This window comes from Sphingomonas sp. PAMC 26621, from assembly GCF_000251145.1.
Classification (GTDB): domain Bacteria; phylum Pseudomonadota; class Alphaproteobacteria; order Sphingomonadales; family Sphingomonadaceae; genus Sphingomonas.
The window spans coordinates 81,796-105,273 of sequence record NZ_AIDW01000016.1; the positions used below are offsets into that span (position 1 = coordinate 81,796).

The window sequence follows — 23,478 nt, forward strand, 5'->3', positions numbered from 1 at the left end:
GACGGTCAGGCCACGAACTGTTCCATCGTGATCCGGTCGTCGAGCGCATGTTCGGGGTCGAACAACAGCGTCAGTTCGCGTGTCCGATCGATCGCGATTTCGACCAGGGCGACGTCGCGGATTTCGCGCTGATCGGCGACCGCGCTGACCGGGCGCTTGCCGGGTTCCAGCACGCGCAACCCGATCCGCGCCTTGTCGGGCAGGATTGCGCCCCGCCAGCGCCGCGGGCGGAACGGGCTGATCGGGGTGAGCGCGAGCATGTTCGATCCGAGCGGCAAGATCGGCCCGTGCGCCGAGAGATTGTAGGCGGTCGATCCCGCCGGCGTCGCCACCAGGATCCCGTCGCACGCGAGCTCGCTTAGCACGACGCGGTCGTTGACGGTCACCTCGAGCTTCGCGGTCTGCCGGGTCTCGCGGAGCAGCGAGACTTCGTTGATTGCGGGGAGTGCGAACACCTCGCCCGAAATCGTCGTCGCGGTCATTGCGAGCGGAACGACCTTGAACGCCTTGGTCCGTTCAAGCCGTCCTTCGAGCCCGTGCGACCGCCACTCGTTCATCAGGAAGCCGACGGTCCCGAGATTCATCCCGAACACCGGCACGATCGGCTTGCGACGCTCGAGCATCGCATGCAGCGTCTGCAGCATGAACCCGTCGCCGCCCAGCGCGACGATCAGCTCGGCTTCCTCGGGCGGCACCCATTCATGGGTCTCGGTCAACGCCTGGAAGGCGGCCTGCGCAGGCGGGGTCGGCGACGCGACGAGTGCCCGACGCTGCGGCATGGTCATCCGCCGGTGACGCTCATGTGCCGGGCGACCGCCGGAGCCGCCGCATCGATGTCGAAATCGTGCCGCGCGGGCTTGGTCCGCATCGCGCCGTCCAGCGCCGCGTCGAGCCCCGCGACGCCCTGCTCGCGCAGGACCGCCTTGAGATCGACCTTATCGTCGTGCCCGAGGCAGGTGTAGAGCACGCCCTCCGTCGTCAGCCGCACGCGGTTGCAGGTTTCGCAGAAATTCCCGGTCAACGGCGAGATCAGGCCGAGCTTCGTCTGCGTCCCCTCGACCCGCCAGTAGCGCGCCGGCCCACCGCTGCGATGCGAATCGCGCGCCAGCGGGAATTGAGCGGACAGACGGTCGAACACGACCGGAAGCGGAACGAACCGGTCCGCGCGATCCTCGTCGATCTGGCCGAGCGGCATCGTCTCGATCAACGTCAGGTCGAGCCCCTCCGCCACGCACCACGCGAGCATTGGAGCGACATGGTCCTCGTTCAGGCCCTTGAGGACGACCATGTTGATTTTGACCGCGATTCCCGCATCGCGCGCCGCCAGAATACCCCCCGTCACGCGATCTACGTCGCCGTAACGGGTGATGTAGCGAAACGTCTCTGCGTCCAGACTGTCGAGGCTGACGTTGATTCGCCGTATCCCGGCATCGACCATTGCCTCGGCATGCTGCGCAAGCGCATTGCCGTTCGTCGTCATCGTCAGCTCGTCGAGCCCTCTCCCGACATGTCGGCCAAGCCGCTTCACCAGCTCCCCGACATCGCGCCGGACCAGCGGCTCGCCGCCGCTGAGCCGGATCTTGGTGACCCCGCGGGCGATGAACCGTTCCGCGATAATCGCGATTTCTTCGAGACTTAACAACGCACTGCGGGGGAGGAACGTCATCTTCTCGGACATGCAGTAGCGACACCGCAGGTCACAACGATCCGTCACGGATATCCGAAGATAACTGATCGTCCGTCCGTGGCTATCCTGCAACGGGCGGTTCGGGGAGGGGGCGACTGTGGTCATTGCTATGTGAGCTAAGCCTTCATTTGGCACGGAACAACCCCACCGCACACCCTAGGACATCTTGTTGTTATCTTCTAAACCCCGGACGGGCACATCTGCTCCCGCCGATCGAAGAAAGACGTCCGTCATCGCCCCGCAGACCGCTCCGTTGTTCGTATTGTCGTTCCGCCAGCGCGACGAACTCGCCTCTGTTGCCGCTGCCGCCGGGTGGCAGGTCGTCGCCGCGCGGCGTGCCGGCGGGGCCGAGCGTCGGTTCCTGTCGAGCGGTGCCGCGGTGGCCGTCATCGATGCGCGCGGCGCAACCGCGGACGGGATCGCAGCGACCGCGGCACTGGGCAGCGCGGTCGAGGCCAATGGCGGTGCCTTGCTTGCGCTGGTATCGCGTGGCGAAAATGGGTCGATCACCGCGCTGTTTGATTCAGGCGCAACACATTTCCTCGCAAGTCCCTTCAGCGACGCCGAATTTCTGCAGGCATTGCGCTTCGCCTCACGCCATGCGGAACGGATGGCGCGCGAATGGCAAGCGGGTGCGGTTTTCGCCCCGCTCGGCTGGCGGTACGATCCGGTAACCCGCTCCTTGCTACTGACGCCCGGTCTGGCGGCGTTGCTCGACTGCGTCGAAGCACCAGGCCTTCGGACGCTGCTGCTGCACCTCGATCGTGGCGACCGGCTTGCCGCGACCGCCGCGATCCGCCGCATGAGCGGGGCGCGGCCCGCGACGGCATTCGCGCATGATCTCGATGGGATCGGGCGAATCGTCCAGCATCTGCAACTGGATACCGACACCGGGCGAATCGATGCGGTGGTCGAACCGCTCGGCAGCAAGCCCGAACCCGCTGCCGAAGTGCGCGAGGCGCTTGCCGGCGCGCGCGACGCGGGTAGCGCACGGCGCTGGCTGACGCGGCATCTTGCCGGCGAGGCCGCCGGACCGCTCCACGTCCTGCTGATCGCGCTCAATCGCTTCGAGATGGTCAACACCGCCTACGGGCGCGCGGCCGGCGACGCGCTGCTGCGGTCGGCGCAGACGCGGGTCAAGGATGCGGTGCAGGAAATTCTCGGGCGCGATGCGCTGGTTGCCCGCATGGGGGGCTCGACCTTCCTGGTGGCGATGTGCGCGCCGCGATTGCGGATCGATCTTGTCGCCGAACGGATCGCGTCCGCGCTCGCCCGGCCCTTTGTCAGCGGTGATTCGATTGCGGTGCTCGGGTGCAGGATCGGGCTGGCAGAGGCGTTCCCCGAGGACGATGCCGCGCGGTTGCTGCGACGCGCGAGTGAAGCGCTGGCGGAAGCGCGCGAATCGGACAGCGCGACGTTGCGCGTGGCGGATGCCGACGGCGGTAGCGCGACGATCGACCGGCTTGCAGTCGAACTGCACCATGCAATCGAACGCGGCGACATCGGCATCCTGCTCCAGCCGCAGGTCGCGATTGCAACGGGGGAGATTATCGGCGTCGAGGCGCTCGCGCGGTGGCAACACCCGGCGTTGGGCACGATCGGCGCTGAAACGCTGTTCGCCGCGGCGCAACGGGCGGATCTCGAAATCGGCCTTTCCGATCATATCCAGAGCGTTGCACTGAAGCAGGCGGCGGGTTGGCCAGCGGCTTTGTCCAACCTGCGGCTTTCGCTCAACCTGACCGCGGCCGACATCGCGCGGCCGGGTTTCGCCGATCTGTTCCTCGACCGGGTCGATGCAAGCGGGTTCCCGCGAACGCGGCTGACGCTCGAAATCACGGAAAGCGGTTTGATCGAGGATCTCGGCGTTGCGGCCGGACTGTTGTCGCTGTTGCGCGGGGCGGGATGCCGGACCGCGATCGACGATTTCGGCACGGGCTATTCGAGCCTTGCCTATCTCAAGGCCCTGCCGCTCGATTATCTCAAGATCGACAAGAAGCTCGCGCAGGACATTACCGGATCGCCGCGCGACCGGATCGTCGTGCGCGGGGTCATCGACATGGCGCGCTCGCTTGGCCTGACCGTGATCGCCGAGGGGGTCGAGACTCCCGAGCAACTCGAGGGTCTCGCGGCGGAAGGGTGTCAGATTTATCAAGGCTTCCTGTGCGCCGAGCCGCTTTCCGTCACGGCATTGACCGCGTTGCTCGCGAAGGTTTGCTAGCGGGCGGACCGCTCGTCCGTCACCCCGGGTTTTTCCCGGGGTCGTCGAAGCGGGAGGCGAACCAGGGGCATCCCTTCCGCCGTCACCCCGAGCTCGTTTCAGGGGCCACCGTGCGGCGAGTCGGGTTCGTGCCCAGGGGCGCGGTGAATGCGAAAACGATCCCGCGTTACCCGGCCGCCCGCGCAAGCCCCTTCGACAACTGCAATGCGCCATGCAGCCGCGCCTTGGGATCGCCCCAGCTGCGCGTCACCACCAGCTTCGAATCGGGGCGCAACCGCGCGACCCCGTCGAGCTTGGCGACCCACGCGAGCAGCCCCGCGACATTCGGCGGGGCATCGTTGAAGAACGAGACCAGCGCGCCCTTCGGTCCGACGTCGATTTTCGAGACGCACGCCTTCTTGGCGTTGAGCTTGATTTCGATGAGGCGGACAAGGTTCTCGGTTGGTCCGGGCAGCGCGCCGAAACGATCGATCAGTTCGGCAGCGAAACCTTCCAGCGCATTCTGGTCCTCGACATCGTTGAGGCGACGATACAGCCCCATCCGCAGGTCGAGGTCGGGGACATAGGTCTCGGGGATGAGGATCGGCGCGTCGACCGTGATCTGCGGCGAGAAGTCCTTCGGGCGCAGCCGCTGGCCGCCAGCCTTGGCATCCATGATCGCCTCTTCCAGCATCGACTGGTAGAGTTCGTAGCCAACCTCCTTAATATGCCCCGATTGTTCGTCACCGAGCAGATTGCCCGCGCCGCGCTGGTCGAGGTCATGGCTGGCAAGCTGGAACCCGCCGCCGAGGCTATCGAGGTCGGACAGGATCTTGAGCCGCTTCTCGGCGGTCTCGGTCAGGATCCGGTCGGCGGGCGTGGTGAGATAGGCATAGGCCCGCGTCTTCGCGCGGCCGACCCGACCACGAAGCTGGTAGAGTTGCGCCAGCCCGAAGCGATCGGCGCGATGGATGATCATCGTGTTCGCGCTCGGAATATCGAGCCCGCTTTCGACGATCGTGGTCGAGACGAGCACCTCGAACTTCTTGTCGTAGAAGGCAGACATGCGCTCCTCGACCTCGGTCGGCGACATCTGCCCGTGTGCCACGACGAAGCGCACTTCGGGGACGGATTCGCGAAGGAATTCCTCGATATCCGGGAGATCCTTGATCCGCGGTGTGACGAAGAAGCTCTGCCCGCCGCGATAATGTTCGCGCAGCAGCGCCTCCCGCAGCACGATCGGATCCCACGGCATGACATAGGTGCGGACCGCTAGGCGATCGACCGGCGGGGTCTGGATCACCGACAGTTCGCGCAGACCCGACATCGCCATCTGGAGCGTGCGCGGGATCGGCGTGGCGGTGAGCGTCAGGACATGGACGTTGGCCTTGAGCGACTTCAACCGTTCCTTGTGCGTGACGCCGAACCGTTGTTCCTCATCGACGATGACGAGACCCAAGCGCTTGAAATCGATACCCTTTGCCAGGATCGCATGGGTACCGACAACGACGTCGATCGTCCCGTCCGCGAGGCCTTCCTTGGTCGTCTTGGCCTCACCCGCGGGCACCAGCCGCGACAGCCGCCCGACGTTGAGTGGGAAGCCTTCGAGCCGTGCCTTGAAATTGTTGAAATGCTGCCGCGCAAGCAATGTCGTCGGGCAGACCACTGCGACCTGCAGCCCCGCCATCGCGGCGGCAAATGCGGCACGCAGCGCGACCTCGGTCTTGCCAAAGCCGACGTCACCGACGACGAGCCGGTCCATCGGCGTGCCCTTTTCGAGATCGCCCATGACGTCCTCGATCGCGCGATCCTGATCCTCGGTCTCTTCGTAGGGGAAGCGGTCGACGAAGGCGGCATAGCCGCTGTCGCGCTCGATCGTATCCGCCGGGCGCAGCGCGCGTTCAGCGGCGGTCGCGATGAGTTCGCCCGCAATTTCGCGGATGCGCTCCTTCATCCGGCTCTTGCGGCGCTGCCATGCCTCGCCACCGAGTTTGTCGAGGCTCGCGCCGTCGGCGTCGGAACCGTAGCGGGTCAGAACCTCGAGGTTCTCGACCGGCACGAACAGTTTGTCGCCGCCCGAGTAGGTCAGCGCGACGCAGTCATGCGGGGCCTGGCCGACCGGGATCGAGGTCAGGCCTTCATAGCGGCCGATGCCGTGGTCCGCGTGGACGACGAGATCGCCCGGCGTCAGCATCGCCAGTTCGGCAAGGAACGCGTCGGCGGACTTCTTGCGCTTGTTCCGACGCACGAGCCGGTCGCCGAGCATGTCCTGCTCGGTCAGCAACGCGACTTCGGGCCCCGAGAAGCCGTGGTCGAGCGGCAGGACCAGCAACGCCACGGACTTGGCACCGACGCCGAGCGCTTGCTGCCAGCTATCGACCTTGACCGTATTGGTCAGTTCGTGGTCTGCGAGCAGGCCGGCGAGGCGGTCGCGCGAACCCGTGGAGTAGCTGGCGAGGATCGCTTTCTTGCCGTCTTTCCGTAACTTGCCGAGATGTTCGACGACCGCTTCGTAGATATTGACGCCGCTCGCACGCTCCGCGCCGAAGTCGCGCGGGCCGTCGACGCCGAAATCGAGCACGCTTGCGCTCTCGGGTTCATGGAACGCGGTGATGCGATGCGCCGGGGCGGCATCGAGCTGTTGCGCGAAGTCCTTGGCGGTGAGGTACAGGGCGTCTGGCGGAAGCGGCCGATAGCTGCCCGGATCGCTCGACTGCGCCTTGACGCGATTGCCGTGATAATCGGTGATCGCTTCGAACCGCGCCTCGGCCGCCGCGACCGCGCCCGCATCGCGGACCATGACCGCGTCATCGCCGAGATGGTCGAACAGCGTCGCCATCTTCTCCTCGAACAACGGGAGCCAATGCTCCATCCCCGCGAGCCGACGCCCGTCGCTGATCGCCTGGTACAGCGGGTCGCCCGTCGCGGTCGCGCCGAAGCGCTCGCGGTAGCGCGCGCGGAACCGCTTGATGCTGTCCTCGTCGAGCAGCGTCTCCGAGGCGGGGAGCAGGACGAAGCCGTCGATCCGCCCGGTCGTGCGCTGGTCCGCGGGGTCGAAGGTGCGGACGCTTTCGATCTCGTCGCCGAAGAAATCGAGCCGGAGTGCCTGCGATTCCCCCGACGGATACAGGTCGACCAGCCCGCCGCGTACGGCAAATTCGCCAGCGTCCGCAACGGTTTCCACCCGGACATAGCCATTGGCTTGCAACAGCGTGGCCAGCCGGTCGCGCCCGATCCGCTCCTTCGGCGCGAGCCGCGCGACGAGCTGGCGGATGCGGAACGGGGTCAGCGTGCGCTGCGCGACCGCGTTGACGGTCGTCACCAGCAATTGCGGGCCGCTCGGTTTCTGTTGGAGCCGGTGGAGCGTCGCCATGCGTTCCGCCATGACACGCAACGTCGGGGACGCGCGGTCGTAGGGCAGGCAGTCCCATGCCGGGAAGGTCAGCACCTCCAGTTCAGGCGCGAACGTCTGCGCGGTCGAGGCGATCGCCCGCATCGCGGCCTCGTCCGGCGCGACGAACACCGCGCGCGCCGTCGCGGCTCGCGACAGGTCGGCGAGCAGCCAAGGTTCGAACCCGGTCGGCACGCCGGCAAGCGTCAGCGGGGTCTTGGCAGTGAGGATCGTCTGAAGGTTGGGCATAGGTCTAGTCTTGGTATCCGTCACCCCGAACGCGTTTCGGGGTCCACCGGGCAGCGGAGAATGCCGTCCGAGTGGAGGAGTGGACCCTGAAACACGTTCAGGGTGACGCGATTTACTTCGCGATCGGCACGTAATTGAGCTGCTTCAGCGCCTCGACGATCGACCCGGCGTAGCGTTCCGGCGCAGGTTCCATCCCGATCGCCCACGCCATGATGTCGACGTCCTGTTCCTCGATCAATTCCTCGAACAAGGCGATTTCCGCATCGTCCCAGCGTTGGTGCGCGGAATCGAAGAACCCGCCGATCAACAGATCGGCTTCCTTCGTGCCACGATGATGGCTGCGAAAATGCAGGCGCTTGAGGCGGATATCTCGGTCCATGCGGATCCCAACGACAATTGCCCGACACCCGTCCGCGGGTGCTGGCGGCGGGGATCGGGGAGGGGTAAGAGCGCTTCAGATAGACATGCGACCCGACATCCTCAATCCATTGTTCGCCGAAGTTACGGCATTGAAGGGCATCGGCCCCGCGCTGGCCAAGCCGCTTGACCGTCTGGGGTTGGCGCGCGTGGTCGACGTGGCGTTCCATCTGCCGACCGGCTGGGTCGATCGCTTCCCGCGCGATGAGCTCGACATGGCGGATTCAGGGCGGATCATCGTCATCACGCTGACCGCGGTCTCCTACCGGTCGAGCAACGGGCGCGGGCCGACGCGCGTACAGGCGACCGACGCCAAGGGGAATTACGTCAGCCTCGTCTATTTCGGCGGGCATCCGGGCTGGGCGAAGAAACTCGCGCCGCTCGGCGAGCCGCGGCGTGTGTCGGGCAAGCTCGAGCATTACGGCCAGGATCTGCAGATGGTCCACCCGGACTATGTCCTGCCGCTCGACGAGGCCGGTGAGATGGCCGAGCGCGAGGCGATCTACCCGCTGTCCGAAGGGATTTCCTCGCGGCGGATGAGCCAGCTCGCCGCGCAGTCGGTCGAGCGCGCGCCCGATCTCCCCGAATGGATCGAGCCCGGGCTGCTCGCGAAGAACGAATGGCCCGCGTGGCGGGAGGCGCTCGCGCGGATCCATGCCGACCCCGCCGACGCCAAGGCGCGCGAGCGGCTCGCCTATGATGAGCTGTTCGCCAACCAGCTCGCGCTGATGCTGGTCCGGCAATCGTCGCGCGCGCGCAAGGGACGCGCGCTCGCGGGCGATGGGCGGCTGCGCGATGCGTTGAAGTTGCCTTACGTTTTGACCGGGGCGCAGGCGCGGACGATCCGCGAGATCGAGGGCGATCTGGCGCAGGCACAACCGATGTTGCGGCTGCTCCAGGGCGACGTCGGATCGGGCAAGACCCTGGTCGCGGCACTCGCGATGCTCGTCGCGGTCGAGGGTGGCGCACAGGCCGCGTTGCTCGCGCCGACCGAAATTCTCGCGCGACAGCATTACGAATCGCTGCGGCGGCTGCTCGGTGGCCTGCCGATCGAGATCGCGGTGCTGACCGGGCGTGACAAGGGCCGCGTGCGCGAGGGCGTGCTGATGGGGCTTGCCGCGGGGCAGATCCATATCCTGATCGGCACGCATGCGATCTTCCAGGAGACCGTAGCGTACAAGGACCTCGGGCTGGTCGTGGTCGACGAGCAGCACCGCTTCGGAGTCGCGCAGCGGATGTTGCTGCAGGCCAAGGGCCGCAGCCCGCATCTGCTCGCGATGACCGCGACGCCGATCCCGCGGACACTGACGCTCGCCAATTACGGCGAGATGGACGTCAGCCAGCTCGACGAGATGCCCCCGGGCCGGCAACCGATCGAAACGCGCGTGATCTCCGAGGACCGGCTCCCCGAAGTGGTCGAGGCGCTCGCGCGGCATCTAGCGGATGGTGGGCAGGCCTATTGGGTGTGCCCGCTGGTCGAGGAAAGCGAGAAGAGCGACATGGCGGCGGCGGAAGCGCGCGCCGAGACGCTGCGTGCGCGGTTAGGGGATGCGGTCGGGCTGGTCCACGGCCGGATGAAGCCCGCCGACAAGGACGCGACGATGCAGGCCTTTTCGGAGGCACGGCACGGCGTGCTGGTCGCCACTACGGTGATCGAGGTCGGGGTCGACGTGCCCAATGCTACTTTGATCGTGATCGAACATGCCGATCGCTTCGGCCTCGCGCAGCTCCACCAGTTGCGCGGGCGAGTCGGGCGCGGGGGCGGCAAGTCCAACTGCCTGCTGATCCGCGGCGGATCCTTGAGCGAGACATCCCGCGCGCGGCTTGCGCTGATGCGCGAGACGACCGACGGGTTCCGCATCGCGGAGGAGGACCTGCGGCTGCGCGGCGCGGGCGAACTGCTCGGGACGCGTCAGTCCGGGGAGGCGGGGTTCCGGCTGGCGACGCCCGAAATGCTCGGGGCCTTGCTCCCCGTGGCGACGGACGACGCGCGGTTGCTGATCGATCGCGATGGTGGCTTGGACGGCGCGCGGGGACAGGCGGCGCGGACGGCGCTGTATTTGTTCGAACGGGATGCCGGGGTGGCGTTGCTGCGGTCTGGGTAAGTTTGGCGGTGTTCGCTCGGTTCGAGCGCTTTCTCCCGCCTTACACCATGGCTTTCAGCACCGCGTCATAATCGGTCAGCGCGATCGGCGGGGTGAATTCGAACCCGATCCGCCCGCCGAGTGCCCAGCGGATTTCCGCTGCCACAGCGCCGACCACGGGGAGCGTGATCCGCACGTGATCGCCGACATCGCCCGCCATTTCGCCGCGTGCCATCATCCCCATCACGGTGATGTTGACGATCAGCAATGAGGCGGGTGCCCCCTTGGCATCGGTCGCGCGCGCGCGATAATGAACTTCGTCCCGTTGCAGGGCGCGTTGGTTGGATGCCTTGAGAGCCAGTGCCTTCGCCATCGCGCGTTCCTTTGTTCGGCTTTGGTAGCGCTAGTCCTTTCGGATGAAGCAGACCGTAACGAATACGGTGAACGCGCGGTAAGCTCTCTTGGAATGTGCCCGATTTACTTGCGGTTGAAGGCAACGCGCGATGGACGTCAGCCGCGCACCAGAAGGCCGTGGTGCTTCTTTCCCGCTGCAATCCGGACCGGTTCGTCGCCGACCGTGACGACCAGCGCCTCATCGGTCACCTTGTCCGCGCCGACCCGCGCGCCACCGCCCTTGATGAGACGGCGCGCCTCGCCCCTCGACGCGGCAAGCCCGAGTCCGACGAGCGCATCGACGATCCCGATACTGCCCTCGACGACGAAAGTCGGGAGCGAGCCCCCTGCGCTCCCTTCCTCGAACGTCTTGCGCGCCGTCTCGGCGGCCTCGGCGGCGGCATCCGCGCCACGGCACAGCGCGGTCGCTGCGTCGGCGAGGATCTTCTTCGCCTCGTTGATCTCAGCCCCCTCGAGCGCCTCGAGCCGCGCGATCTCGTCAAGCGGCAGGTCGGTGAACAACCGGAGGAATCGCCCGACATCGCGGTCGTCGGTGTTCCGCCAGAATTGCCAGTAATCGAAATGCGGCAGCTGGTCCTCGTGGAGCCACACCGCGCCCGCCATCGTCTTGCCCATCTTGCCGCCATCGGCGGTCGTGATCAGCGGGGTGGTGACGCCGAACACCTCGGTCCCGTCCATCCGGCGCGCAAGTTCGATCCCGTTGACGATATTGCCCCATTGGTCCGATCCGCCCAACTGCAGGCGACATCCGGCGCGACGCGACAGTTCCAGGAAGTCATAGGCCTGGAGGATCATGTAGTTGAACTCGAGGAAGCTCAGCGACTGTTCGCGATCGAGCCGGAGCTTGACCGAATCGAAGCTCAGCATCCGGTTGATCGAAAAATGCTGGCCGACGTCGCGCAGGAACGGGATGTACTCGAGCGCATCGAGCCACTGCGCGTTGTCGAGCATCACCGCATCGGTTGGCCCGTCGCCAAAGGTCAGGAAACGCTCGAAGATCCGCCGGATCGACGCGACGTTGGTGGCGAGCGTATCCTCGGTCAGCATCTTGCGCGCTTCGTCCTTGAAGCTCGGGTCGCCGATCTTGCCGGTCCCGCCGCCCATCAGCACGATCGGCTTGTGGCCGCTCTGCTGGAGGCGGCGCAGCAGCATGATCTGGACCAGGCTGCCGACGTGGAGCGACGGCGCGGTCGGGTCGAACCCGATATACCCCGGGATGACCTGCCGTGCCGCAAGCGCATCGAGCGCGGTCGCGTCGGTCAGCTGGTGGATGTAGCCGCGCGTCGACAGCAGGCGGAGCAGGTCGGAGGAATAGTCGGTCATGGCAGCCGCTCTACAAAAGTCCGATCCGCGCGTCACCCTGCCACGCGCAGGGCGTCAGATCGCGGGCAGTTGTCGTTGCGGGTCGATCGGGGTGCGGCCCTTGCGCATCTCGAAATGCACCTCGGGGCGGCTGGCACCCCCGGTGTCGCCCGACATCGCGATCGTCTGTCCACGCCGCACCGCCTGACCGCGCTGGACGAGCAGCTTGCTCGCGTGGCCGTAGACGGTTGCCCAGCCATCACCGTGGCGGACGATGACCACCCCGCCCAGTTGCGGAATCCCGCTGCCTGCATAGGCAACGACGCCATCCGCCGCCGCCAGCACCGGCGTGCGGAGCGGGACGGCGATCTTGACGCCATTGTAGCGTTCCCCGCGCGCGCCGGGGCCGAAGCGAGTTACGATCCGCCCATGCACTGGCCAGTCGAACCCGCTGGTCAGCCGGGCGGGCGCAGCGATCGCCTGGGTCGGCGCGAGCCTGCGCTGCGGCGATGCGGACGGGCGGGCAGGACGCTGGTTGGCGGCGAGCGCGGGTTCGCTGCCGGTGACGATATCGTCGATGTCGAGCGTGAAGGCGGCGGCGCGCTCGGCGGCGGCGCTCCTCGTCGTGGTGTCGGGGATCAGCACGCGCATGCCGACGCGGAGCGTATACGGTTCGCGCAGGTCGTTCGCGGCGATGATCCGCGACCAGTCGATCCCGTAGGCGCGCGAAATCGCGATCCCGGTTTGCCCCGCCGCGACGCGGTGATAGCGACCGCCGGGGATCGTCAGCCGCTGCCCCGGCCGGACGACGAACGGCAGCGGGAGACGGTTGGCGCGCGCGATCGCGTCGGAGCCGGCACCCGTCCGGTCGCCGATCGCGCTGAGCGAATCACCGGGACGAACGACATAGACCGAGGGCGCAACCTGCCGCGCCGAGGGCGTAACGGGGCTCGCCTGCCACGCGGCGAGCGGCGCGGGGAGGGTAGCGATCCGCTCGGGCGGGTAGCCGCCTTGCGGCTCATACGGGCGCTGATTGTCGCGGGGTTCGTAGCGCCGTGGTTCGCGCCGCGCGCGACGCGGTGGGGGGCTATCCTCGGGGTAGCGATCGTCGAACCTGGTATCCTGGCGGTCGCGACTGTCCGCCATCGGATAGCCACGTCGCGGATCGTCGTCCTGCGGGATGCACGCCGTCATCGTCAGCGCGATCAGGGCGAGAGGAACGCCTGCCATTCCGTAAAGCCTTATTCCCATGCCGCTAAAACGAAACGACATTCCCCTTACACACCCGGACCGTTCGTTTCGAGCGCTGTCGAGGAACCAGGCACGGTGATCGTGGCTGTATTCCCCAAATACCCTCCTGACGAACCGAGGCGCTTGCCTCGTCACCCCGCGCCGTAAAGCTCCGCGAGCATCGAAAGCGACGGGCGATGTGTCAGGTCGAGATGCAGCGGCGTGACCGAAACATAGCCGTCCGCCACCGCTTCGAGGTCGGTCGCATGCGCTGGCGTCTCGACCGTCTGCCCGAGCGCGAACCAATGATATTCATAGCCGCGCGGATCGCGGTTGGTGACGATCTGGAGCCGTCCATAATCGCGCAGGCCCTGTTGCGCGATCCGGACGCCCTTGACCACGTCCGCCGCGACGGCGGGGAAATTGACGTTGACCAGCGTCCGGGGTTCCAGCGGCGCGTCCAGCAGCGGGCGCAGCACCCGTTCGCCCCAGGCGGCGGCGGCTTCGAACGGCACGGTGTCGCCGGCACCTTCGCGCTTGTACGCCTGGCTCAACGCGATCGATCGTACGCCCGCGAGCGCCCCTTCCATCGCCGCGGAGACGGTCCCCGAATAGGTCACGTCCTCCGCCAGGTTCGCACCGCGGTTGACCCCCGACAGGATCAGGTCGGGCTTGTGGTCCTGCAGGATCCGGGCAAGCCCCATCATCACCGCATCGGTCGGCGTGCCTGCCACCGCGAACCGCTTTTCGCCATGGCGTCGGACGCGGATCGGCCGGGTCAGCGTCAGCGAATGCCCGGCCCCCGATTGCTCGTCGGCGGGGGCGACGACCCAGACGTCGTCCGACAGGCGCGCCGCAATGTCCTCGAGGACCTTCAACCCCGGCGCATGATAGCCGTCGTCGTTGGTCAGCAGGATCCGCATCAGCGTGCGGGCTCGAGCAGCGTGGTGCCGCCAAGGTAGGGTACCAGCACGTCGGGGACGGACACCGTGCCGTTCTCCTGCTGATAGTTTTCGAGCACCGCGACCAGCGTGCGACCGACCGCGAGGCCGGAGCCATTGAGCGTGTGGACGAACCGCGTCCCCTTTTCGCCCTCGGGGCGGTAGCGCGCGTTCATCCGGCGCGCCTGGAAGTCGGTGCAGGTCGAGCAGCTCGAAATTTCGCGATAGCGGTCCTGGCCCGGCAGCCACACCTCGAGATCATAGGTCCGCGCGGCGGTGAACCCCATGTCGCCGGTGCACAGCTTCATCCGGCGGAACGGCAGGTCAAGCGCGGTGAGGATCCCCTCGGCGCACCCGGTCATCCGCTCATGTTCCGCTTCGGAGGCGTCGGGCGGGACGATCGAGACCATCTCGACCTTTTCGAACTGGTGCTGGCGGATGAACCCACGGGTGTCGCGCCCGGCCGCGCCCGCCTCGGAGCGGAAGCAGGCGGTCAGCGCGGCGAACCGCAGCGGCAGTTCCGCCTCGCCGAGGATCTGGTTCGCGACGATGTTGGTCAGGCTCACTTCCGCGGTCGGGATCAGCCAGCGGCCGTCGGTGGTGTGGAACAGGTCCTCGGCGAACTTGGGAAGTTGCCCGGTGCCGAACAACGCCTCGTCCCGCACCAGCAGCGGCGGGACGACCTGTTCATAGCCATGCTCGCCCGACAGCGTGTCGAGCATGAATTGCCCGAGCGCGCGGTGGAGCCGCGCTGCCGCGCCGCGCACCAGGGTGAAGCGCGCGCCCGACATTGCCGCGCCGGTTTCAAAATCTAGCCCGAGCGGCGGGCCGATCGCGTCGTGCTCGGCCGGCTTGAACGCGAAGGTCGTCCGCGCGCCATGCTCGGCGACAACGACGTTCGCATCCTCGTCGGCACCTTCGGGGACATCCGCGAGCGGGAGGTTGGGCAGGACCGCCAATCGCTCCTGCAGCGCATCGCCCAGCGTCTTGGCCTCGGCCTCGAGCGCGGGGAGCCGCTGCTTCAGCGTGGCGACCTCTTCCATCAGCGCGGCGGAGGTAACCTCGTCTTTCGCGGCCTTTGCGGCACCGATTGCCTTCGAAGCCTCGTTTCGCCGCGCGAGTGCAAGCTGCGACTCGGTGGTCAACGCGCGGTGGCGCTCGTCGAGCGCGACCAGTTCGGCGGCAACGGGGGCTACGCCGCGACGGGCGAGCGCGGCATCGAACGCGGCGGGATTATCCCGGATCAGGCGAATATCATGCATCGCCCGGCTATGGCGTCGCCCGCGCGGCTAGGCAAGCGGGCGGCCGCTCTGCCCGCGCGCACGAACGGATCAGGCAGGTGCCGACGGGCGGCGGGCAAAGCGTTTCCGCGCGACGAGCGCCGCCGCCGCTGCGCCGAACAACACCACCATCGGCGGCGCGGGGACTGGGGCCGGCGGGCCGCCCGGCTTGCCGGTGCCCTCGGTCGTCTTCTGATCGTAACTCGTTCCGGGGCTGATCCCGACCCCGGGGGCCGGGCCTCCGGTCGAACCGCCGCTCGCCGATCCGCCCGAGCCGGGCGTGGGCGACGCGGTTGGACGACCGCCGGTCTCCCCGGCGGGATCGGTGACCGCCGTCGTCGGTGTGGTTGAACCTCCGCTCGGTCCCGAACCCGTACTGCCGCCGCTCGAGGGGCCGGTCGATGTCGCGGGGATGGTGATACCGCCACCGCCACCGCCAACCGCGCCGCCGCCGGCAAAGCCAACTGGCAGGAACCCGCCACCCCCGAACCCGCTGTTCCCGCCGATGACCAGGGGAGCACCACCACCGCCGCCCCCACCGGTGGAGCCCGTTCCATCATAAGGCAGCGGGAAGGGGGCACCTTGCGGGGAGACGACCACGACCTGCGGTTGGGCGCCGGCAGGGCACGTCGTGGCAGCGCCGGGGCGCGCGCGCAGACCGGCGCGCGACCGGGCCACCGGCCCGGCGGGTTTGTTGCCATGCGCGACGCGCTTGACCAGCGGCCGCGCGACATGGCTGCGCGACTGCGCGCGGTCTACGACATGTACCGCACCGCCTCCGACGACCGCGCCGCCGCAGACGCATGCACACAGTTTCGCCAACGCCATACGGACCGACATACGCAACTCGCTACTCTCCGACGCAGGACGCGCGACGGACATATCCGAACCAATTAAGCCGATGAGCACTCAAGATTGCGTTAAGCGGCTAGACCGCGCGCCGGTTTTCGACGGGTTTGGCCCCGGTTCCACAAAGATCCGGGCCAAGGTCAGTGCAACTGTACCGGGACGATACAAATCGGTGCCACTTCGCGACCCGCCACGCCATTTCTCGGCCGTTCTGCAACAATTGCGGTTTGCGCGCCTGCAACATTCCGAAAAGAAACTCGGAAGCTTCGGTACGAGGGATGCTTGTGGAGTAAATTTGGCATGCTATAGGCGCGCTCGACATGGAGTTGGCCCGGGGGGGTCCAGAGGTGCACAACGCACCCAGTGACCGAGCGGAGAGAGTGGGATGGCGACGGTCTTGAATCGATTGGACGAATCCGAACAGTTCGCGGTGCCGACGAGCACCGACGACGGGTACCGCCCGAGCGCCGATGAGGCGTTCATGAACCCGCGGCAGCAGGCGTATTTCCGCGCCAAGCTGCAGGCGTGGAAAGACTCGATCCTGCGCGAGGCGGCGGGAACGCTGTCGCAATTGCAGGTCGATACGTTGCGCGAGGCGGACCTGACCGACCGCGCCTCCAGCGAGACCGACTGGTCGATCGAACTCCGCACGCGTGACCGGCAGCGCAAGCTGATCTCCAAGATCGAAGCGGCGATGCGCCGGATCGACGAGGGCGAATACGGATATTGCGAAGTCACCGGCGAACCGATCTCGCTCGCCCGTCTCGAAGCGCGGCCGATCGCGACGATGACGGTCGAGGCGCAGGAGCGCCACGAGCGGCACGAAAAGGTTTCGCGCGAGGAATGACCTCGGCAAAAGGCTGGGTTAACCAGTTCTAAACCATTTTAAGCCTATGGCTTCGCTTTGATTGGAGACCGGTACGACCAACGTGATGGACCAGTATTCGCCGACAGACCCGCAGGAGCATGTGGACGATCCCGCCAGTGGCCGGCAGGACGCTCGGGACAGTCTGTTCCTGATGGCGATGTTGCGTCTCGCTGGCGAAACCGGGTCGATCCCCGTCCGCGTCCGCAATCTCTCCGCCGGTGGGTTGATGGCGGATTATCCCGAGGGGCTCGACCAGGCCGTACCGGTCCAGATCGAGATCCGCGGCATCGGCTGGGTTCCCGGACAGGTCGCATGGTGTACCGCAGGTCGGATCGGGATCGCCTTCGATCGACCGATCGATCCATTGCTCGCCCGCAAGCCGGTGGGGCAGGGGGGGCATACGCCCGTGTTCGTCAAGCCGATCCTGCCGCGGGGCAATCTTCGCTGACGGGTAACGCGCGGTCCGGACGCCGAGACGCCCGGACCTGACGAATCTACTGAATTTGCGTCAGTTCTTCTTTGATCAACAGCTTCTGCTTCTTCAGCGCGGCGATCGTCGTCGCGTCGGGCAGGGGGCGCTGCGTTTCCGCCGCGATCTGCCGGTCGAGGACTGCATGCTTGGCGGCGAGAGCCGAATGATGTGCGGTCTGCATAGTCTGCGTACCTCCTTCATGTGCTGCTTGGGGAACTCAATAAACCACGCGATCCCGTAATTGTCTCCTCTGGAATCGTACGGATGGGATATGTCCCCCGATTTGCGCGACCGATCGCTTTTCCCCGGACCGGCATGTCGCGATTTGCTAGGGTCGGTTCAGCATATGGGGATCCGATGGACGACAACCTGATCGCAAAGCGCCTCGAAGTGTTGCGCGTCGAACATCGTGACCTCGACTCGGCAATCGCCGCGCTCGTCGATGGCGGCGGGGGAGACCAGTTGCAGTTGGCGCGGCTGAAGAAGCGGAAGCTGCGGCTGCGCGACGAGATCGCGTTGCTCGAGGATCAGCTCGTCCCGGATATCATTGCCTGAGTCGATCACTCCGACTGTCCCATTCTGTGACACTTGGCACTGGCCGGCCCTACCGCTCGAAACCGTACCGTGCGCCGCGCATTTGTGGGAAATGAATTGGATGAAGCGCCCCCTGTATGATTCGCGGATGCATCGCCGCGTGATCGATACGCTCTACCTCGACGCAATGATCCTGGCTGACGAGGCGCGGAGCTATTTCGATGAAGGTGGCCGAGCGGATCGCGACTCGCTCGACCCGATGGCGCGGGTCTCCTTCAGTTGCGAATCGCTCAAGGTGACGACGCGACTGATGCACGTGATCGCATGGTTGCTGACGCAGCGCGCGGTCGACTCCGGCGAAATGGAGCCACGCGAGGCGCTCGACCCGTCGCGACGGCTCGGGTCCGCGCCGGCGAGCCACCCGGCGGCGCTCGCTGCGATGCCGCTCGCCGCAGGCCGGCTGATCGCGGCGAGTTGCGATTTGCATGAGCGAGTCGCGCGGCTCGATGCGGCGCAGGCGGAGGCTCCGATGGTCCTGCCAAGCCCGGTGCATTTCCTGCAGGGGCGGCTGGCAGGGGCGTTCTGATCGACTGCCGCAGGCGGTCTGCAGCGACCCCGTCCGGCTCCTGTCCCGTCGCTGCCGGTGATCGACGGGCAGGATCCGGAGATTCACGCGATATGCGCGTTCGGTTGCCTTAGAGCGCCAGCCGCGCGCGCGCAGCGCGATATTGCGCTTCGAACCGGTCGACCATCGCCGCCACGGGTTCGACCCGGTCGATCACGCCGATCCCCTGGCCCGAACCCCAGATGTCTTTCCACGCTTTCGGCTTCGCGCCGTTGCCCGTCCCGAAATCCATTGTCTTGAGATCGCCCTCGGGCAGGTTGTCCGGGTCCATCCCCGCGCGCTCGATCGAGCCGCGCAGGTAGTTGCCGTGAACCCCGGTGAACAGGTTGGAGTAGATGATGTCCGAGGCCTTCCCCTCGACGATCCCTTGCTTGTAGTCCGCGTCTGCATTGGCTTCCGCGCTCGCGATGAACGGCGAGCCGATATAGCCGAAGTCCGCCCCCATTGCCTGCGCGGCAAGGACCGCGTCGCCGGTCGCGATCGAGCCCGAGAGCGCGAGCGGCCCGTCGAACCATTGCCGGATTTCCTGGATGATCGCGAAGGGCGATAGCCGCCCGGCGTGGCCGCCGGCACCCGCCGCCACCGCGATCAGCCCGTCCGCGCCCTTTTCGATCGCCTTGTGCGCGAAACGGTCATCGATCACGTCGTGGAGCGTAATCCCGCCCCAGCTGTGGACCGCGGTGTTGAGATCCTCGCGCGCGCCGAGTGAGGTGATGACGATCGGCACCTGCCACTTCGCACAGGTCGCAAGATCCGCCTCGAGCCGCTCGTTCGAGCGGTGGACGATCTGGTTGACCGCGAAGGGGGCTGCAGGACGCTCCGGATGATCGCGATTGTGCGCCGCCAGTTCCTCGGTGATCCGATGCAGCCATTCGTCGAGCAAGGCCTGCGGTCGTGCGTTGAGCGCCGGGAAGGATCCGACGATCCCCGCCTTGCACTGCGCGATGACCAGCTCCGGCCCCGAGATGATGAACAGCGGCGATCCGATGATGGGAAGCCGGAGGCGATCGAACAGCGGAGGAATGCTCATATGCGTTTCATAGCGCAACCGAAACGCCTGTCCAGCAAGCCTATAGTTGCAGAGGTAACTGAAAGGGTTAAGGCACGGCTCGCAAATATGTCATTCCGGAGTCTCGCGCGTGAAGCTTTCTCTTGTCGCTGCCTTGTTGTCCGCCGTCGCGACTCCGGCGTTCGCCGTGGGGCAGTTGCCCGGCGGTGTCACACCGCTCAGCTACGACATCATGGTCCGCCCCGATGCGAAGGCGATGACCTTCTCGGGTGAGGAAACCGTCGCGATCGAAGTGGCCAAGGCAAGCCGGACGATCGTACTCAACGCCGCCGACCTCAAGATCTCGCGCGCAACGCTCGACGGCAAGCCGGTGACCTTCCGACTCGACACCGCCAAGCAGCAGCTCGTGCTGACCCCGGGAACCGCGGTCTCGGCGGGCAAGCACGCGCTCGCTTTCGCCTGGACGGGGACGATCAACACCTCGGCCGCCGGGCTGTTCGCGATCGACTATACCAACAAGGACGGATCCGCCGCGCGGATGCTCGTCACGCAGTTCGAGGCGCCCGACGCCCGCCGCTTCGCGCCGCTGTGGGACGAGCCGGCATACAAGGCGCGCTTCACGATCAGCACGGTTGCGCCCGGTGACCAGACCGCCTTTTCCAACATGCCCGCGACCAGCGTGACCAGGCAGGCGGACGGCAGCAAGCTGTACCGCTTTGCCGAGACGCCCAAGATGTCGAGCTATCTGATGTTCCTCGGCATGGGCGACGTCGAGCGCAAGACGGTGATGGCGGGCAAGACCGAGATCGGAATAATTACACGGCGCGGCGTGGTCGACCAGGGCGACTACTCGCTGGCGCAGGCGAAGCGGCTGCTGACCTATTACAACAATTATTTCGGCCAGCCGTACCCGCTCCCCAAGCTCGACATGATCGCGGGGCCGGGCTCGAGCCAGTTCTTCGGCGCGATGGAGAATTGGGGCGCGATTTTCTATTTCGAGCCCGAGCTCCTCTACGACGCCAAGCGCGCTACGCAGAGCGGCAAGCAGCGAATCTTCACGGTCGTCGCGCATGAAATGGCGCACCAGTGGTTCGGCGATCTCGTGACGATGAACTGGTGGGACGACCTGTGGCTCAACGAGGGGTTCGCTTCGTGGATGGAGAACAAGTCGAGCATCGACCTCAACCCCGAATGGCACGCCGATGCGACGGCGGTCGCGCAGGACCGCGAGGGCGCGCTGCAGGTCGATTCGACCGTAGGCACGCATCCGATCATCCGTCATGTCGAGACGGTCGATCAGATCGGTCAGGCGTTCGACGGGATCACCTACATGAAGGGGCAGGCGGTGATCGGCATGCTCGAGTCGACGCTCGGGGCGGACACGTTCCGCGCCGGGATCCGTGGCTACATGGCCAAGTATAAGTACGGCAACACCGTCACGGACCAGCTGTGGAGCGAACTGTCGACCGCGGCGAACACCCCGGTCGCGCCGATCGCGCATGATTTCACGCTGCAGCCGGGCGTCCCGCTGGTGACGATGACGGACGTGCGGTGCGTTGGCGGCCAGACGCAGGTCAGCCTGACGCAGGGACGGTTCGCTTATGACACGTCCGCCAAGCAGACGCAGACGTGGCGGGTGCCGATGACGCTGGGCGTGATCGGGCAGGCCGACGTCCGCGCGACGGTGCGCGGCGCGGGGGTGCAACCGGTGACCATGCCCGGCTGCGGAACCGTGGTGCTCAACCGCGGCAAGGGCAGCTACACCCGCACCGTCTACACGGCGCCCGCGCATGCCGCGATCGTTCGCGATTTCGGGCGGCTCGCCTTGACCGACCAGCTCGGGACGCTCGGCGATGACTTCGCGCTGGCGAAGGGCGGCAACCAGGGGCTCGACCGGTATTTCGCGGATGTCGGCGCGCTCGGCACCGATGCGAACCCCTTGCTGTGGCAGACCGTCGCGGGGCAGCTCTCGGATCTTGGCGGGCGTGTCCCCAAGGGTGCGGCGCGCGATGCGGTCTCGGCGAAGATCATCCGGACGATCCAGCCCGCGATGGCGCGGGTCGGCTTCGCCGCTTCCCCCGGCGAAGGCGCGCTCACCGCAACGCTGCGCGAGACGCTGATCTCTGTCCTGGGCGATCTCGGGGATCCTGCAGTGCTCGCACGGTCGCGGACGCTGTTCGCGGCGTTGCAGAAAAACCCCGATGCGATCCCGGCACCGATCCGTGCCCCGATCCTTGGCGCGTTCGCGCAGAACGGGAGTGCAGCGGACTGGGATGCGCTCCTCGCCCTGACGCTTGCGGAAAAGAACCCGGTGACCAAGAATAGCTACGTCCGCCTGCTGGGCGTGGTGAAGGACGATGCGCTCGCACGGCGCGCGCTCGATCTGCTCACGACCGACCGTTTCACCGCGCCGCAGAAGGCAAGCCTGCTGCGCACGGTCGCGAACGAGCATCCCGACATGGCGTTCGATTTTGCGGTCGCTCATCTCGCGCTGGTCAACACGCTGGTCGAGACGAGCACGCGCGCGGGCTTCGTGGCAGGTCTGGGCGCAGGGTCGGACGATCCGGCGATGCCGGGCAAGATCAAGGCCTTCGCGACCGCCAATCTGCCGGCTGAGGCACGCGGCGCGGCGGACCGGACGGTCTCGACGATGGCGGCGCGGCGGATGGTCGACGCGCGGATCAGCGGTGACGTCGCCGCCTGGGGGCGAAGCGGGGGCTGACCGCGGTTTGATGTCGCTAATCGGTCGCTGTGGTTACTGCTTGTCGTGCAAATAGACAAGTTGGTGATCGAAATACTAGATGCCCGTTCGTGCAATGCACAGCATGAACGAGCATCTTGTCAGAATACCTGGCTAAGCACTTTACGGAGCAGCGATCGCGCTTTCGGCGCCGTCACATGTGCCGGTTCGGGCAGAACGGGTTCGGCGTCTTGCGAAGGGTCGGTGCCGTAGGCCATCGACTGTTGGAACAAGTTAGCGAATTTGGGACTATTGGGCGCTAGCGCTTGCAAACCCGCCAAGACCTGTTCGGCGATGACGTTGCTTTGAATTTCTAGTCGGGTCAGTCCATTGCCGGCATGATCCCGCGAATACGCGACGTGGAACTCCAAGCTACCGTGCTCCATCATGTAAATTTCACGAAGGTCGGTCAGTCCGATTTCCTTGAGGTCATGCATCAAGAGGCGGAAGCTGTTCGGGGTGAAATACCAGCCGTGAACGTCTTGATATGGACAATTCGGCGTGATGGATTGATCGAACTGCGTTTTAGCGATCTGAGGCGTATTTACGAAACTGAACGCCCCCTGATCGAACTTCGTCCATACGCCGCTCTGCCCAAGAACGCAGGTATTCACGTTGAAATCGAATACCGCCGCTGGCGAATGCCGACCCGACAAGAGGTGGTGTGCCTCTAGCGCCTGTCCGGTCGTGCTGTAAGGCTGCATAAAATCGAAAGTATATCGTTTGTCGGGTATCGCCAATGCGGCAATACCTGTTGGTTTGAGCAAAAGCTCACAACTTTGAAAATAGGACACGATGTCAGTGACATGTTCTATGACGTGCGAGGAGAAAATATAGTCATACTCGCCTCGACGCGTTATGATTTCGTGTAACGGCCGACCATCGGAAACATAGGTTACATCCTCAATCTCCGAAGTGTCGACACCCATCAAAGCGTATTTCTGCCGCAAGGTGTCCGCATCTGCATGGTCAAGGGTCTCCACGTCGAACCCATCGGCCCTCGCAAAAACAGGGGCATGGCTTGGACCAATTTCCAAGCCAAGTCCTTGGTTTTGAACCAAGCGTCTGAGCGCCTGTTTGCGATCCACCTATAAACCCCTAAAATGATCTCCGGCTTCTGACTTATACGGTAAATCTATATCGAGTCGACACAATAGTAATACGTCATCAAACAGTAACCTTACCCACT

General features: G+C 66.0%; 20 protein-coding genes. 7 read left to right on the forward strand and 13 right to left on the reverse strand.

Annotated elements, in window-relative coordinates; all coding sequences use genetic code 11:
* Positions 1 to 5: 5 nt before the first annotated feature.
* Both RI03_RS08675 and moaA read right to left on the reverse strand, forming a co-directional pair.
* Positions 6 to 785, reverse strand: coding sequence for an NAD kinase (locus tag RI03_RS08675; protein WP_010216698.1), 780 nt, complete (start codon positions 783 to 785; stop codon positions 6 to 8).
* Complete coding sequence (gene moaA / locus RI03_RS08680; protein WP_026046571.1) at positions 782 to 1,792, reverse strand: GTP 3',8-cyclase MoaA; 1,011 nt, start codon at positions 1,790 to 1,792, stop codon at positions 782 to 784. The genes RI03_RS08675 and moaA overlap by 4 nt, the downstream gene beginning before the upstream one ends.
* Positions 1,793 to 1,940: 148 nt before the next feature.
* Here moaA and RI03_RS08685 point away from each other — a divergent pair, with 148 nt between their 5' ends.
* Positions 1,941 to 3,905: a putative bifunctional diguanylate cyclase/phosphodiesterase gene (locus tag RI03_RS08685; RefSeq protein WP_010216702.1), complete on the forward strand. Its 1,965-nt coding sequence runs from the start codon at positions 1,941 to 1,943 to the stop codon at positions 3,903 to 3,905.
* A gap of 166 nt (positions 3,906 to 4,071) precedes the next feature.
* Here the strand turns inward: RI03_RS08685 and mfd are convergent, their stop codons facing one another.
* Positions 4,072 to 7,524 (reverse strand): transcription-repair coupling factor, encoded by a 3,453-nt coding sequence (mfd, locus tag RI03_RS08690; protein WP_010216703.1) that lies wholly within the window; start codon positions 7,522 to 7,524, stop codon positions 4,072 to 4,074.
* Between the two features lie 112 nt (positions 7,525 to 7,636).
* Positions 7,637 to 7,903: an FAD assembly factor SdhE gene (locus RI03_RS08695; protein ID WP_010216705.1), complete on the reverse strand. Its 267-nt coding sequence runs from the start codon at positions 7,901 to 7,903 to the stop codon at positions 7,637 to 7,639.
* A gap of 85 nt (positions 7,904 to 7,988) precedes the next feature.
* On the opposite strand from RI03_RS08695, the gene recG reads away from it, so the two are divergent.
* Positions 7,989 to 10,046, forward strand: coding sequence for an ATP-dependent DNA helicase RecG (recG, locus tag RI03_RS08700; RefSeq protein WP_010216706.1), 2,058 nt, complete (start codon positions 7,989 to 7,991; stop codon positions 10,044 to 10,046).
* Positions 10,047 to 10,086: 40 nt separating this feature from the next.
* On the opposite strand, the gene RI03_RS08705 is transcribed toward recG, so the two are convergent.
* From RI03_RS08705 to RI03_RS08730, 6 genes are all read right to left on the reverse strand, one after another.
* Positions 10,087 to 10,398 (reverse strand): pilus assembly protein PilZ, encoded by a 312-nt coding sequence (locus tag RI03_RS08705; protein WP_010216707.1) that lies wholly within the window; start codon positions 10,396 to 10,398, stop codon positions 10,087 to 10,089.
* 137 nt (positions 10,399 to 10,535) lie between these two features.
* On the reverse strand, positions 10,536 to 11,762 hold the full coding sequence (tyrS, locus tag RI03_RS08710; RefSeq protein ID WP_010216708.1) for a tyrosine--tRNA ligase: 1,227 nt from the start codon (positions 11,760 to 11,762) through the stop codon (positions 10,536 to 10,538).
* A 54-nt stretch (positions 11,763 to 11,816) separates the two neighbouring features.
* Positions 11,817 to 12,971, reverse strand: a complete 1,155-nt coding sequence (locus RI03_RS08715) for a M23 family metallopeptidase (RefSeq protein ID WP_010216709.1) — start codon at positions 12,969 to 12,971, stop codon at positions 11,817 to 11,819.
* Between the two features lie 152 nt (positions 12,972 to 13,123).
* Positions 13,124 to 13,894 (reverse strand): 5'/3'-nucleotidase SurE, encoded by a 771-nt coding sequence (surE, locus tag RI03_RS08720; RefSeq protein ID WP_010216710.1) that lies wholly within the window; start codon positions 13,892 to 13,894, stop codon positions 13,124 to 13,126.
* A complete protein-coding gene (gene serS / locus RI03_RS08725) occupies positions 13,894 to 15,174 on the reverse strand; it encodes a serine--tRNA ligase (RefSeq protein WP_010216711.1) in 1,281 nt (426 codons plus the stop codon). The genes surE and serS overlap by 1 nt, the downstream gene beginning before the upstream one ends.
* Positions 15,175 to 15,243: 69 nt before the next feature.
* Positions 15,244 to 16,032: a hypothetical protein gene (locus RI03_RS08730; protein WP_238542325.1), complete on the reverse strand. Its 789-nt coding sequence runs from the start codon at positions 16,030 to 16,032 to the stop codon at positions 15,244 to 15,246.
* Between the two features lie 394 nt (positions 16,033 to 16,426).
* Between RI03_RS08730 and dksA the strand changes: the two genes are divergently transcribed.
* Both dksA and RI03_RS08740 read left to right on the forward strand, forming a co-directional pair.
* Entirely contained in the window at positions 16,427 to 16,888 is a 462-nt protein-coding gene (dksA, locus tag RI03_RS08735; protein WP_010216714.1) for an RNA polymerase-binding protein DksA, read from the forward strand.
* A gap of 61 nt (positions 16,889 to 16,949) precedes the next feature.
* Positions 16,950 to 17,357, forward strand: a complete 408-nt coding sequence (locus tag RI03_RS08740; RefSeq protein WP_010216716.1) for a PilZ domain-containing protein — start codon at positions 16,950 to 16,952, stop codon at positions 17,355 to 17,357.
* A 46-nt stretch (positions 17,358 to 17,403) separates the two neighbouring features.
* Here the strand turns inward: RI03_RS08740 and RI03_RS22660 are convergent, their stop codons facing one another.
* Positions 17,404 to 17,562: a YdcH family protein gene (locus RI03_RS22660; RefSeq protein WP_010163592.1), complete on the reverse strand. Its 159-nt coding sequence runs from the start codon at positions 17,560 to 17,562 to the stop codon at positions 17,404 to 17,406.
* A gap of 176 nt (positions 17,563 to 17,738) precedes the next feature.
* On the opposite strand from RI03_RS22660, the gene RI03_RS08745 reads away from it, so the two are divergent.
* Together RI03_RS08745 and RI03_RS08750 are read left to right on the forward strand one after the other, a co-directional pair.
* On the forward strand, positions 17,739 to 17,936 hold the full coding sequence (locus tag RI03_RS08745) for a YdcH family protein (protein ID WP_010163594.1): 198 nt from the start codon (positions 17,739 to 17,741) through the stop codon (positions 17,934 to 17,936).
* Positions 17,937 to 18,027: 91 nt separating this feature from the next.
* Positions 18,028 to 18,501, forward strand: a complete 474-nt coding sequence (locus tag RI03_RS08750) for a DUF1465 family protein (protein ID WP_010163596.1) — start codon at positions 18,028 to 18,030, stop codon at positions 18,499 to 18,501.
* A gap of 109 nt (positions 18,502 to 18,610) precedes the next feature.
* On the opposite strand, the gene RI03_RS08755 is transcribed toward RI03_RS08750, so the two are convergent.
* Positions 18,611 to 19,570 (reverse strand): NAD(P)H-dependent flavin oxidoreductase, encoded by a 960-nt coding sequence (locus RI03_RS08755; protein WP_010163598.1) that lies wholly within the window; start codon positions 19,568 to 19,570, stop codon positions 18,611 to 18,613.
* A gap of 109 nt (positions 19,571 to 19,679) precedes the next feature.
* Between RI03_RS08755 and RI03_RS08760 the strand changes: the two genes are divergently transcribed.
* Positions 19,680 to 22,271, forward strand: a complete 2,592-nt coding sequence (locus tag RI03_RS08760; protein WP_026046573.1) for a M1 family metallopeptidase — start codon at positions 19,680 to 19,682, stop codon at positions 22,269 to 22,271.
* Positions 22,272 to 22,390: 119 nt separating this feature from the next.
* Here RI03_RS08760 and RI03_RS08765 read toward each other — a convergent pair whose 3' ends face one another.
* Entirely contained in the window at positions 22,391 to 23,377 is a 987-nt protein-coding gene (locus RI03_RS08765) for a class I SAM-dependent methyltransferase (RefSeq protein ID WP_138995636.1), read from the reverse strand.
* Between the last annotated feature and the right edge of the window lie 101 nt (positions 23,378 to 23,478).